Origin of the sequence: Pseudomonas sp. Sample_16, assembly GCF_004307665.1 — a bacterium.
GTDB lineage: Bacteria > Pseudomonadota > Gammaproteobacteria > Pseudomonadales > Pseudomonadaceae > Aquipseudomonas.
The window spans coordinates 1-12,758 of the sequence record NZ_RCOB01000169.1; the positions used below are offsets into that span (position 1 = coordinate 1).

A 12,758-nucleotide genomic window follows, 5' to 3' on the forward strand; every position below is an offset into this window, starting at 1 on the left:
TCATCATGCTCACCGCCAAGGGCGAAGAGGACAACAAGATCCAGGGCCTGGAAGTGGGCGCCGACGATTACATCACCAAACCGTTTTCCCCCCGTGAGCTCGTCGCGCGACTCAAAGCCGTGTTGCGCCGCGCCGGCCCTACCGATGGCGAAGCGCCGATCGAAGTCGGCGGCTTGCTGCTCGACCCGATCGGCCACCGTGTGACCATCGATGGAAAACCGGCGGAAATGGGCCCGACCGAATACCGTCTGCTGCAATTTTTCATGACCCACCAGGAACGCGCCTATACCCGGGGCCAGTTGCTGGATCAGGTTTGGGGCGGCAACGTCTATGTCGAGGAACGCACCGTCGACGTGCACATCCGTCGCCTGCGCAAAGCCCTCGGCGATGCCTACGAAAATCTGGTACAAACCGTGCGCGGCACCGGATACCGCTTTTCTACCAAAGCATGAAGGTAGCTACGAGCTGCAAGCTTCAAGCGACAAGCTAAAAGCTGCTTTTCTGACAAGGACGCGCGTCACGTGAACCAAAACTGGCATGGCACCCTGATTCGCCACATGCTGCTGCTGGTCACCGCCTGCCTGGTGATCGGCCTGATCACCGGCTACTACGGCTGGAGCCTCGCCGCAGGCCTGGGCATCTACCTGGCCTGGACCCTCAAGCAACTGCTGCGCCTGCACGAATGGCTGCGCCTGCACAAACCCGATGAGGCGCCGCCCGATGGCTATGGCCTGTGGGGCGAAGTGTTCGACAGCATCTACCACCTGCAACGTCGTGACCAACGGGTACGCGGGCGTCTGCAAGCGGTGATCGATCGCGTCCAGGAATCCACCGCCGCGCTGAAAGACGCGGTGATCATGCTCGACACCGACGGCAACCTGGAATGGTGGAACCGCGCCGCCGAAACCCTGCTGGGCCTCAAGACCCCGCAGGACAGCGGCCAGCCGGTGACCAACCTGGTGCGCCATCCGCGCTTCAAGGAATACTTCGAGCAGGACAACTACAGCGAACCGCTGGAAATCCCCTCGCCGACCAATGACCGCGTGCGCATCCAGCTGTACATCACCCGCTACGGCAACAACGAGCACTTGATGCTGGTGCGCGACGTGACGCGCATCCATCAGCTGGAACAGATGCGCAAAGACTTCATCGCCAACGTATCCCACGAGCTGCGTACGCCGCTGACGGTGATCTGTGGCTATCTGGAAACCCTGCTCGATAATGCCGAAGAGGTGAACCCGCGCTGGACCCGCGCCTTGCAGCAGATGCAGCAGCAAGGCGGGCGCATGCAGACCCTGCTCAACGACTTGCTGTTGCTGGCCAAACTGGAAGCCACCGATTACCCATCGGACAACCAGCCCGTGGCCATCGACGGCTTGCTGCAATCGATCAAGGGCGATGCGCAGCAACTGTCCGGCCAGAAAAACCAGCACATCACTCTGGAGGCCGACCCGACCATCCTGCTCAAGGGCAGTGAAGCGGAATTGCGCAGCGCGTTTTCCAATCTGGTGTTCAACGCGGTGAAGTACACCCCGGCCGAAGGCAATATCCGCATTCGCTGGTGGGGCGATGAACAGGGCGCGCATTTGAGCGTGCAGGATTCAGGGATCGGCATCGACAGCAAACACCTGCCGCGACTGACCGAACGCTTCTATCGCGTCGACTCCAGTCGCAACTCCAATACCGGTGGCACCGGGTTGGGCCTGGCGATCGTCAAGCACGTGCTGTTGCGCCATCGGGCGCGCATGGAAATCAGCAGCGTGCCGGGCCATGGCAGCACCTTTACCTGCCATTTCGCTCCCGCCCAGGTCAGCAAATCCCTGGTCATCAGCACCGCCGACTGATACCGGCCAGCACGCGCCACTAGGCAATCGCCCAGTCAGCCGCTACATTGGCTGACTTGTGCCTGCCATTCAGGTACACATTTTCTTTCCTTTCGAATTCACGGAAACCGCAAAACTCCATCATGGACCCTTCCCCTGGCTTGACCCTCGCTACAATTTTCGCCGACTTCGGCATGATTCTTTTTGCTCTGATCCTGGTTTTGCTCAACGGCTTTTTCGTTGCGGCGGAATTTGCCATGGTCAAATTGCGCTCGACCCGTGTCGAGGCCATTGCCGAACAACACGGCTGGCGCGGTCACATTCTGCGTACCGTACACAGTCAGCTCGATGCTTACCTGTCGGCCTGCCAGTTGGGTATTACCCTGGCCTCGCTGGGCCTTGGCTGGGTGGGCGAGCCGGCGTTCGCGCACATTCTCGAGCCGTTGCTGAGCGCCGTGGGCGTCGAGTCGGCCGAGATCATCAAAGGCGTGTCGTTCTTCACCGCGTTCTTCATCATTTCGTACCTGCACATTGTGGTCGGCGAACTCGCCCCGAAATCCTGGGCCATCCGCAAACCCGAGCTGCTGTCGTTGTGGACGGCCGTGCCGTTGTACCTGTTCTACTGGGCGATGTACCCGGCGATCTACCTGCTCAATGCCAGCGCCAACCAGATCCTGCGCATCGCCGGCCAAGGCGAACCCGGCCCGCATCACGAGCACCATTACAGCCGCGAAGAACTGAAATTGATCCTGCACTCCAGCCGTGGCCAGGACCCGAGCGACCAAGGCATGCGCGTATTGGCCTCGGCGGTGGAAATGGGCGAGCTGGAAGTGGTCGACTGGGCCAACTCCCGCGAAGACCTGGTGACCCTGGAGTTCAACGCACCGCTCAAGGAAATCCTGGCGATGTTCCGTCGCCACAAGTTCAGCCGCTACCCGGTGTACGACAGCGAGCGCCAGGAATTCGTCGGCCTGCTGCACATCAAGGACCTGCTGCTGGAACTGGCGGCGCTGGACCACATTCCCGAGTCGTTCAACCTTGCCGAATTGACCCGCCCTCTGGAACGCGTTTCCCGGCACATGCCGCTGTCGCAATTGCTGGAACAGTTTCGCAAGGGCGGCTCGCACTTCGCCGTGGTCGAAGAGGCCGATGGCAACATCATCGGCTACCTGACCATGGAAGACGTGCTGGAAGTGCTGGTGGGCGACATTCAGGACGAACACCGCAAGGCCGAGCGCGGCATCCTCGCGTACCAACCGGGCAAGCTGCTGGTGCGCGGTGATACACCGCTGTTCAAGGTCGAGCGTCTGTTGGGTATCGATCTGGACCACGTCGAAGCCGAAACCCTTGCCGGGCTGGTCTACGAAAGCCTGAAGCGGGTGCCGGAAGAGGAAGAAGTGCTGGAAGTCGAAGGTTTGCGGATCATCATCAAGAAGATGAAAGGGCCGAAGATCGTGCTGGCCAAGGTGTTGATGCTGGATTAAGTCACGCCCCTGTAGGAGCCGGCTTGCTGGCGATGGGTACGCCGCGGTGCCCCTGTGATACCGCGTTATCGTTCATCGCCAGCAAGCCGGCTCCTACTGCCCAACGCAAAGTTGGGCATCGCCCCCACCGGTTGATTGAACCGGTACGGAATCGACACCAGCCCCATCCCGGTATTGCGCTGCACCACGAAGTGCAAATGTGGCCCGGTGCTGTTGCCGGTGTTGCCCGACAGGGCCAGTGCACTACCTACCGCCACCTTCTGCCCCTCTCGTACCCTGACCGAGCCTTGCTTGAGGTGCAGGTACACACCCATGGTCCCGTCATCGTGCAGCACCCGCACGAAATTGCCGGAAGCATCAGTGCCACGCCCGCTCTGGCCATTCTCGGTTTTCACCACCACCCCGCCCCGTGCGGCGATGATCGGCGTGCCCTCCGGCATGGCAATGTCGATGGCGTAGCGGCTTTTAGGGCCGATGTGGCTGTAGGGGCCGTTGGCGCCCTGACTGATCCGGAACGGACCGCCACGCCAAGGCAAGGGATACCGATAGCCCACAGCGGTGCCTGTCGGGTCACCGAGCGAATATTTGAGCTTGGGGACATAGGCGAGTGGCTTCCCGGCCCGAGTCGCCGTGAGCTGCGCCAGCCGCACGCTGGTACGCAGCGGTATGACTCGGCGGATCGATCGACCTGGAATTCCGCTGACGTTCTTCACGCCGGCAAAACTCAATTCGATCTCCACCGGTGCATACAGGTCATTGCGCACATACACGCTGTCCACGCCATCCTTTTTCATGATCACGTAGTACACCTGACGCTCCAGGCGCTCGACCATCCGATCTCGAAAAACGAACACCTTTGAGCCTTTCGTGGGGCGATCGCTGTAAGAGACCACGCCATTGGCATCGGTGGACTTGTAGATAGTCATGGCCATGGATGAAGCGCAGGCCATGGACAAACCACAAAGAAACAACAGGCGCGCGAACATGGGAAGGAGTTCTGTCGAGTAAGGCTTGGGATTGAGCCTAGCAGCCGGAATTGACCCGCGTGGTCGACAGATGTTTCGAAAAGGATGTTATGGGAGGATGAGCAGTGACAGTTCTGGCCCCATCGCGGGCGGCCCGCTCCCACAAGGTATTCAATGTCCCTGTGGGAGCGACGGTGCGACGATTCGACTTGCTCGCGATGGCAATCTCACGGGCGACGCAGTTTTAAGCGCCGGGAATGAAATGCTTCTGCGCCGTGCCACGGGCAATCAGGCGGGAGATGTAGTCGAGTTTCTGCGCATCCTGGTCGACGAAGCGAAAGGTCAATTGCAACCATTCGCTGTCGGGCTTCTGTTCGTGAGCGACGATGGCATGCAGATAGCCATTGAGACGCGCCGTTTCGGCGTTGTCACCCTGCTCCAGGTCGAGCACAGCGCTATCGAGGACTTGCGGCAGGGTTTCGGCGCGCTTGACCACCAACAACGCTTCCTTGAGGCTCAGGGCCTTGATCACGCATTGCTGGATGCCGTTCGGCAAGCGCAATTGACCCTGGCCACGTCCTCCACCCACGGTGGCCGCTGCTACAGGAGCCTTGACTGGCGGGCTGTTGAGCAAGCCACCCCGCGACGGTGCCGGGGCCGCAGGTGCGGGTGCAACGGCAGCCGGAGCGACCACGGCGGGTTTGCCGCCAGTCAATGCACTGAGCGAGTCATTGCCGAATGCCGGGCTGGTTTTAGTCGCTGCAACGTTGATCAAGGCATCGAGCTTGCCGACCTTGTGCAGCGCCTGCTTGACCTTGGTGATCAGTTGCTCGTTGGTGAACGGTTTGCTGACGTATCCGGACACGCCGGCCTGGATTGCCTGGACCACGTTCTCTTTGTCACCGCGACTGGTCACCATCACGAACGGCATGCTTTTGAGGCTGTCCTGCTCACGGCACCAGGTCAGCAGTTCCAGGCCGGACATTTCCGGCATTTCCCAGTCGCACAGGACCAGGTCGAACGCTTCCTTCGCCAGCATGGCCTGAGCCTTTTTGCCGTTGACCGCGTCTTCGATTCGCATGCCCGGGAAATAGTTACGCAGGCATTTCTTCACCAGGTCACGAATGAACGAGGCATCGTCCACGACCAACACACTGACCTTACTCATCCATAACCCCTTTAAAAAATCCCGGCAAGCATACCGCTTTGCTGATGGCACATTGCCAAAACCTTCAGTCACGCCGGCACTTTTCGTTCGCGGGTGCTGCTTTTCGAATTCGTCGGCCGCAAACAAAAACGCCCGGCCAAAAGGCCGGGCGCTTTACTTGGGCAACCTTACTTATCGTCAGCTTTGCCCGGAACATTAGCGGTTTCACCGCTTGTTCCTTCAACTTCTTCTTTCATGCGCTTGAGGCCCAGGTGACGCACGTCGGTACCGCGCACCAGGTAAATCACCAGTTCCGAGATATTGCGCGCGTGGTCGCCGATCCGCTCCAGCGAACGCAGCACCCAGATAATGCTCAAGACCCGCGAGATAGAGCGCGGGTCTTCCATCATGTAGGTCGCCAGTTCACGCAGGGCGGTCTTGTATTCGCGGTCGATGATCTTGTCGTACTGCGCTACCGACAACGCCAGGTCGGCGTCGAAACGGGCAAACGCGTCCAGCGCATCACGCACCATGTTGCGCACTTGGTCGCCGATGTGACGAACCTCGACATAACCGCGCGGCGCTTCACCTTCTTCGCACAGCTGAATCGCACGGCGGGCGATTTTGGTCGCTTCGTCGCCGATGCGCTCCAGGTCGATCACCGATTTGGAAATGCTGATGATCAGGCGCAAGTCCGAGGCCGCCGGCTGGCGACGGGCCAGAATGCGCAGGCATTCTTCGTCGATGTTGCGTTCCATCTGGTTGATCTGGTCGTCGATCTCGCGAACCTGCTGGGCCAGGCCGGAGTCGGCCTCGATCAGCGCGGTCACCGCGTCGTTGACCTGCTTCTCGACCAGCCCGCCCATGGCCAGGAGGTGGCTGCGTACTTCCTCCAGTTCGGCGTTGAACTGCGCGGAAATGTGGTGGGTAAGGCCTTCTTTACTAATCATGTTGGCGTCCTTGGAGCGTCCGGTAAGGTGCGGTGGGCCGCAGCGTCAGTTCAGTGAGCAACCAACCGCTTGCTAGCCGTAACGACCGGTGATGTAGTCTTCGGTCTGCTTCTTCGCCGGATTGGTGAACAGGGTGTCGGTGTCGCCGAATTCCACCAGTTTGCCCATGTACATGAACGCCGTGTAGTCGGAAACCCGCGCGGCCTGTTGCATGTTGTGGGTGACGATAACGATGGTGAACTTCGATTTCAGTTCGTAAATCAGCTCTTCGACTTTCAGCGTCGAGATCGGGTCGAGCGCCGAGCACGGTTCGTCGAGCAACAGCACTTCTGGCTCCACGGCGATGGTGCGCGCAATGACCAGACGTTGCTGCTGACCACCGGACAGGCCCAATGCCGACTCGTGCAGGCGGTCCTTGACCTCATCCCACAGCGCCGCACCTTTCAACGCCCACTCGACGGCTTCGTCGAGTACGCGCTTCTTGTTGATACCCTGGATACGCAAGCCGTAAACCACGTTCTCGTAGATGGTTTTCGGGAACGGATTCGGCTTCTGGAACACCATGCCGACCCGGCGACGCAGTTCGGCGACGTCTTCGCCCTTGCGGTAGATGTTGTTGCCGTAAAGGTTGATCGCGCCCTCGACACGGCAGCCATCGACCAGGTCATTCATGCGGTTGAAGGTCCGCAGCAGCGTGGATTTGCCGCAGCCGGACGGGCCGATGAAGGCGGTCACGCGCTGTTTCGGGATGTTCATGCTGACGTCGAACAAGGCTTGTTTGTCGCCGTAGAACAGGCTCAGGCCCGGCACTTCGATGGCTACGGTTTCCTGCTCGAGGCTCAGGCTCTGTTTGTCGCGACCCAGGGCCGACATGTTGATGCCGTGGGTATGTGCTTCGTGCTGCATGGGAGGCTCCCTGTGCTAACAAATTCGGTTCAATTGGCCGCTGCAGGCATAAAGCCTGGCGGTAGCACCCCCTGTAGGAGCACAGCTTGCTGGCGATGGCGATTTCGAAAACGCCATCGCGGGCAAGCCTTGCTCCTACAGGGAGCGGCAGTAATCAGCTATCCAGCGCTTTGTATTTTTCGCGCAGGTGGTTACGGATATAGACGGCCGACAGGTTCAACGTCGCGATCACCAGCACCAGCAACAACGCCGTGGCGTATACCAGTGGTCGCGCCGCTTCGACGTTCGGGCTCTGGAAGCCGACGTCATAGATGTGGAAGCCCAGGTGCATGATCTTCTGGTCCAGGTGCAGGTACGGGTAGTTGCCGTCCACCGGAAGCGACGGCGCCAGTTTCACCACACCCACCAGCATCAGCGGCGCCACTTCACCGGCGGCTCGGGCCACGGCGAGGATCATGCCGGTCATCATCGCCGGGCTGGCCATCGGCAGCACGATCTTCCACAAGGTTTCAGCCTTGGTCGCGCCGAGAGCCAACGAGCCTTCACGCACGGTGCGAGGAATCCGCGCCAGGCCTTCTTCGGTGGCGACGATCACCACCGGCACCGCCAGCAGTGCCAGGGTCAACGAAGCCCAAAGCAGACCCGGCGTACCGAAGGTTGGCGCCGGCAACGCTTCAGGGAAGAACAAGCGGTCGAGCGAGCCACCCAGTACATAAACGAAGAAGCCCAGACCGAACACGCCGTAGACAATGGCCGGTACACCCGCGAGGTTGTTCACCGCGATGCGGATCACCCGGGTCAGGGTGTTCTGCTTGGCGTATTCGCGCAGGTACACCGCCGCCAGCACGCCGAACGGGGTGACGATCATCGCCATGATCAACGTCATCATCACGGTGCCGAAGATCGCCGGGAAAATCCCGCCTTCGGTGTTCGCTTCACGCGGATCGTCGCTCAGGAATTCCCAGATCTTGCTGAAGTAGAAGCCGATCTTGGTGAGGGTGCCCATGCCATTGGGCTGGTAAGCGTGAACCACCTTGCCCAGACCAATCTCGATTTCCTTGCCGTTGGCATCACGGGCGGTGAGGCTGTCGCGATTGAACTGCGCGTGCAGATCATTCAGGCGCGCTTCAACATCCTGGTAACGGGCGTTCAGCTCAGCACGTTCGGACTCCATGTCCGCTTGTGCGGTGGCGTCGAGCTTGCCATCGAGTTCCAGTTTGCGGCCGTGCAGACGGATGCGTTCCAGACCGGCGTTGATCGCACCGATGTCGACTTTTTCCAGGGTCTTGAGTTGCGCGGCCAGCTGATTCACGCGGTTGATTCGCGCTTGCAGCTCAGGCCAGGCAGCTTCACCCTCGGCAATGATCTTGCCATCCTGTTTGACGTTGACCAGGTAACCGTAGAAGTTGCCCCATTCACGGCGCTCCAGCGCCATCAATTCGACCGGAGTCTTCTGGTTGGTCAGCCACTCGCCGACGATCCAGGTGAAGTCGGTGCCATTCAAGTCACGGTTGCCGACCTTGATCAGCTCGCGGGTCATGAATTCCGGGCCTTCGTCAGGCACCGGCAAACCGGCGCTCTTCAGACGCGCTCGCGGCACTTCTTCCTTCTGTACGATTTCGCCGATCACCAAGTGATTAGCCTGGCCCGGCACGTCGTAGCTGGCATGCACCAGGTCCGCCGGCCAGAAGTGACCCAGACCGCGCACGGCAATCACTGCCAGCAGGCCAATGGTCATGATGACCGCGATGGACACCGCGCCACCGCTGATCCAGACGCCGGGGGCGCCGCTCTTGAACCATCCTTTCAGGGAGTTCTGTTTCACAGACTTCTACCTTTCTTAAAGCGACGAGTATTTCTTGCGCAGACGCTGACGAATCAGTTCCGCGAGGGTGTTCATGACGAAGGTGAACAACAGCAACACCAGCGCCGAAAGGAACAGCACGCGGTAGTGGCTGCCGCCGACTTCCGACTCGGGCATTTCCACCGCGACGTTGGCGGCCAGGGTGCGCAGGCCTTCGAACAGGTTCATTTCCATGACCGGGGTGTTACCGGTGGCCATCAGCACAATCATGGTTTCACCGACCGCACGGCCCATGCCGATCATCAGTGCCGAGAAGATGCCCGGGCTGGCGGTCAGGATCACCACGCGGGTCATGGTCTGCCAAGGCGTGGCACCGAGGGCCAACGAACCGAGAGTCAAGCCACGCGGCACACTGAACACGGCATCTTCAGCGATGGAGTAGATGTTCGGGATCACCGCAAAGCCCATAGCCAGGCCGACCACCAGTGCGTTGCGCTGGTCGTAGGTAATCCCTAAGTCGTGGGAGATCCACATGCGCATGTCGCCGCCGAAGAACCAGTTCTCCATGAACGGACTCATGTACAGCGACAGCCAGCCCACGAACAGGATCACCGGGATCAACAGCGCACTTTCCCAGCCGTCCGGGACTTTCAGGCGGATCGATTCAGGCAGGCGACTGAAGGCAAAACCCGCCACCAGAATGCCGATCGGTAGCAACATCAACAGGCTGAAGATGCCCGGCAAGTGCCCTTCGACATAGGGTGCGAGGAACAGACCGGCGAAGAAACCGAGGATCACCGTCGGCATCGCTTCCATCAGCTCGATCACCGGCTTGACCTTGCGGCGCATGCCCGGGGCCATGAAGTACGCGGTGTAGATTGCGGCGGCGACGGCCAGCGGCGCTGCCAGCAGCATGGCGTAGAAAGCGGCTTTCAAGGTACCGAAGGTCAGCGGCGACAGGCTCAGTTTCGGTTCGAAGTCCGTGTTGGCGGCGGTCGATTGCCAGACGTATTTAGGCTCGTCGTAGTTCTCGTACCAGACCTTGCTCCACAACGCGCTCCACGACACTTCCGGGTGCGGGTTATCGAGCAGCAACGGTTGCAGCTTGCCGCCGGCTTCCACGATGACGCGGTTGGCCCGCGGCGACAGACCGAACAGGCCCTCGCCTTCAACCACCTGGTCAACCAGCAAGGTGCGGTGCGCGGTGCTGTGGAACACGCCGAGCTTGCCGGAGGCGTCGAGGGCGACGAAGCCCTTGCGGCGCTCTTCGGCGGTGATTTCAACGATAGGCGTGGTGCCCATCTGGAAGGTGCGGATCTGCTTCAGGCGCTGTTCGCCATCCGGGTCGCGGGCCATGAACCACTGGGCCAGGCCACCTTTGGAATCGCCAAGAATCAGCGAGATACCACCGACCAGCTGCGTACTGGCGGTGATTTCAGCGTCGCCGTTTTCCAGCAATTTGTAGCGACCGTTCAGGCTCTTGTCGCGCAGGCTGAATACGTCGGCCTGGGCACGACCGTTGATCACGTATAACCACTGCTGACGCGGGTCGACGAAGATGTTCTTCACCGGTTCGGTCATTTGCGGCAAATCGATGCGCGTCTGCTCGTTGGTGATTTCACCGGTCATCATGTTTTCTTCGCTGGTCAGCGACAAAACATTGAGTTGCGAACCGGTGGAACCCACCAGCATCAGGGTCGAATCAGTCGCGTTGAGGCTGACGTGCTCCAGCACACCGCCCGCTTCGTTCACCGCGATCGGCGCTTCGCCATACGGATACTCGATGGCTGGCGAGATGGTTTTCTTGCCGTCCGGATAGCTGACCTTGTACGTGTGACGGAACACCAGGGCCTGACCATTGGACAGGCCTACCGCCACCAGCGGGTGACCTGGCTGGTCTTTACCGATGGAGGTCACGCTAGTACCGGCCGGAACAGGCAAATCGACGCGCTTGAGTTCGGCGCCACTGTCGATATCGAAGAACAATGCCTGGCCTTTGTCGGAAACCCGCATGGCCACCTGGTTCTGCTCTTCCAGGGAAAACATCAACGGCTTGCCGGCGTCTTGCATCCAGGCCGGCGTGATCACGTCCTTGGACGTCAGGCTGGCACCCTGGAACAGGGGCGCAACGACGTAGGCAAGGAAGAAGAAAATCAGGGTGATGGCTGCCAGCACCGCCAGGCCGCCGATCAGGACGTACCAGCGCGTGAAGCGATCTTTGAGCGCGCGAATGCGGCGCTTGCGTTGCAACTCAGGCGTATTGAAATCAATTCGCTTGGGGGGATTAGTAGTCATGTTGGAATTGGCCAGATCATTCATTCGCACACCCTAGCGATCCTGTATGACAGAAAGATGACAGTGCAGTGACGCGACAAATCCGCCGCCCGGTGGAACCGGCAGCGGAGCGAGAATTTGGGGGTTGTAGGAGCCGGCTTGCTGGCGAAAAATGGTGCATCCGACACATCTTCTGCGGATGGATGACCATCGCCAGCAAGCCGGCTCCTACACAGGCCAGGGTTACCCCGGGCCTAGGGTTTTACTTCTTTGCTACGCTGCTACCTTCTTGCAAACCCAGGTCAGCCAGTGCTTTTGCAGCAACCTTGGCTGGCAGAGGGATGTAACCGTCTTTCACCACAACTTCCTGGCCTTGCTTGGACAGAACCAGCTTCACGAACTCGGCTTCCAGCGGGGCCAGAGGCTTGTTCGGGGCCTTGTTGACATACACGTACAGGAAGCGCGACAGCGGGTACTTGCCATTCAGGGCGTTTTCTTCTGTGTCTTCGATGAATTCACCGCCATCTTTCTTGGCCAGGGCAACGGTTTTCACGCTGGCGGTCTTGTAGCCAATGCCCGAATAACCGACGCCGTTCAGCGAGCTGCTGATCGACTGCACAACCGAAGCCGAACCTGGCTGTTCGTTGACGTTTGGCTTGAAGTCGCCTTTGCACAGGGCCTCTTCCTTGAAGTAGCCGTAGGTGCCGGATACCGAGTTGCGGCCGAACAGTTGTACCGGCTTGTTGGCCAGGTCACCGGTCACCCCCAGGTCACCCCAGGTTTTAACGTCGCTTTTAGCGCCGCACAGACGGGTCGAGGAGAAAATGGCATCGACCTGAGCCATGGTCAGGCCCTTGATCGGGTTGTCCTTGTGCACGAACACGGCCAAGGCATCCACAGCCACCGGAATAGCGGTTGGCTTGTAACCGTATTTGGTTTCGAAGGCTTGCAGTTCGTTATCCTTCATCTTGCGGCTCATCGGGCCCAGGTTAGCGGTGCCTTCAGTCAGCGCAGGTGGCGCGGTAGACGAACCGGCGGCCTGAATCTGGATGTTTACGTTCGGGTATTCTTTCTTGTAGTTCTCAGCCCAGAGGGTCATGAGGTTGGCCAGGGTATCGGAGCCGACGCTGGACAGGTTGCCCGACACACCAGTGGTCTTGGTGTAGCTCGGGATAGCAGGGTCAACAGCGGCAACCGCGTTGGCAGTCGCAACGCCAGCAGCGACAAAAGTCATTGCCGCCATCAAACGCTTCAGTTTCATGCCTTACTCCTAGCAGATAGGGTGTGTTAAGTCGGGGCCAAGTATCAGCAGGCCGTGTGAACACTCTATGGCTGAAATATGACAATTGGATGAAAGGCCAGTATTGGGCTTCTAGATCGTTCCCGCGCTCCGCGTGGGAATGCA

At 59.8% G+C, this 12,758-nt stretch carries 10 protein-coding genes; 3 read left to right on the forward strand and 7 right to left on the reverse strand.

Features of this window, described 5'->3' with window-relative positions; all coding sequences use genetic code 11:
• From D8U69_RS22405 to D8U69_RS22415, 3 genes are all read left to right on the forward strand, one after another.
• The coding region (locus D8U69_RS22405; RefSeq protein WP_130908146.1) for a winged helix-turn-helix domain-containing protein at nucleotides 1–452 on the forward strand (452 nt) is incomplete at its 5' end.
• A 105-nt stretch (nucleotides 453–557) separates the two neighbouring features.
• The gene (gene phoR / locus D8U69_RS22410) at nucleotides 558–1,844 is read left to right on the forward strand and encodes a phosphate regulon sensor histidine kinase PhoR (RefSeq protein ID WP_236708451.1); all 1,287 of its coding nucleotides are present in this window, start codon (nucleotides 558–560) and stop codon (nucleotides 1,842–1,844) included.
• Nucleotides 1,845–1,966: 122 nt separating this feature from the next.
• Nucleotides 1,967–3,307 (forward strand): hemolysin family protein, encoded by a 1,341-nt coding sequence (locus D8U69_RS22415; RefSeq protein WP_056854350.1) that lies wholly within the window; start codon nucleotides 1,967–1,969, stop codon nucleotides 3,305–3,307.
• A 65-nt stretch (nucleotides 3,308–3,372) separates the two neighbouring features.
• Here the strand turns inward: D8U69_RS22415 and D8U69_RS22420 are convergent, their stop codons facing one another.
• From D8U69_RS22420 to D8U69_RS22450, 7 genes are all read right to left on the reverse strand, one after another.
• Nucleotides 3,373–4,293 carry a peptidoglycan DD-metalloendopeptidase family protein gene (locus D8U69_RS22420; RefSeq protein WP_130908147.1) on the reverse strand — a complete coding sequence of 307 codons (921 nt, stop codon included), beginning with the start codon at nucleotides 4,291–4,293 and terminating at the stop codon, nucleotides 3,373–3,375.
• A gap of 223 nt (nucleotides 4,294–4,516) precedes the next feature.
• On the reverse strand, nucleotides 4,517–5,440 hold the full coding sequence (locus D8U69_RS22425; RefSeq protein WP_130908148.1) for a response regulator: 924 nt from the start codon (nucleotides 5,438–5,440) through the stop codon (nucleotides 4,517–4,519).
• 167 nt (nucleotides 5,441–5,607) lie between these two features.
• Complete coding sequence (gene phoU, locus D8U69_RS22430) at nucleotides 5,608–6,369, reverse strand: phosphate signaling complex protein PhoU (RefSeq protein WP_008150055.1); 762 nt, start codon at nucleotides 6,367–6,369, stop codon at nucleotides 5,608–5,610.
• 72 nt (nucleotides 6,370–6,441) lie between these two features.
• Nucleotides 6,442–7,275 carry a phosphate ABC transporter ATP-binding protein PstB gene (gene pstB, locus D8U69_RS22435; protein ID WP_020797931.1) on the reverse strand — a complete coding sequence of 278 codons (834 nt, stop codon included), beginning with the start codon at nucleotides 7,273–7,275 and terminating at the stop codon, nucleotides 6,442–6,444.
• A gap of 154 nt (nucleotides 7,276–7,429) precedes the next feature.
• Nucleotides 7,430–9,100 (reverse strand): phosphate ABC transporter permease PstA, encoded by a 1,671-nt coding sequence (gene pstA / locus D8U69_RS22440; RefSeq protein WP_056854347.1) that lies wholly within the window; start codon nucleotides 9,098–9,100, stop codon nucleotides 7,430–7,432.
• 15 nt (nucleotides 9,101–9,115) lie between these two features.
• On the reverse strand, nucleotides 9,116–11,398 hold the full coding sequence (locus tag D8U69_RS22445; protein ID WP_130908149.1) for an ABC transporter permease subunit: 2,283 nt from the start codon (nucleotides 11,396–11,398) through the stop codon (nucleotides 9,116–9,118).
• A gap of 217 nt (nucleotides 11,399–11,615) precedes the next feature.
• The gene (locus tag D8U69_RS22450; RefSeq protein WP_056854345.1) at nucleotides 11,616–12,614 is read right to left on the reverse strand and encodes a phosphate ABC transporter substrate-binding protein PstS; all 999 of its coding nucleotides are present in this window, start codon (nucleotides 12,612–12,614) and stop codon (nucleotides 11,616–11,618) included.
• Nucleotides 12,615–12,758 lie beyond the last annotated feature (144 nt).

What these genes read in the sequence shown, in the direction of transcription:
- phoR (WP_236708451.1), top strand. Translation starts at nt 558, where the DNA reads ATGCTGCTGCTGGTCACCGCCTGCCTGGTGATCGGCCTGATCACCGGC.
- D8U69_RS22415 (WP_056854350.1), top strand. Translation starts at nt 1,967, where the DNA reads ATGGACCCTTCCCCTGGCTTGACCCTCGCTACAATTTTCGCCGACTTC.
- D8U69_RS22420 (WP_130908147.1), bottom strand. Translation starts at nt 4,293, where the DNA reads ATGTTCGCGCGCCTGTTGTTTCTTTGTGGTTTGTCCATGGCCTGCGCT.
- D8U69_RS22425 (WP_130908148.1), bottom strand. Translation starts at nt 5,440, where the DNA reads ATGAGTAAGGTCAGTGTGTTGGTCGTGGACGATGCCTCGTTCATTCGT.
- phoU (WP_008150055.1), bottom strand. Translation starts at nt 6,369, where the DNA reads ATGATTAGTAAAGAAGGCCTTACCCACCACATTTCCGCGCAGTTCAAC.
- pstB (WP_020797931.1), bottom strand. Translation starts at nt 7,275, where the DNA reads ATGCAGCACGAAGCACATACCCACGGCATCAACATGTCGGCCCTGGGT.
- D8U69_RS22445 (WP_130908149.1), bottom strand. Translation starts at nt 11,398, where the DNA reads ATGAATGATCTGGCCAATTCCAACATGACTACTAATCCCCCCAAGCGA.
- D8U69_RS22450 (WP_056854345.1), bottom strand. Translation starts at nt 12,614, where the DNA reads ATGAAACTGAAGCGTTTGATGGCGGCAATGACTTTTGTCGCTGCTGGC.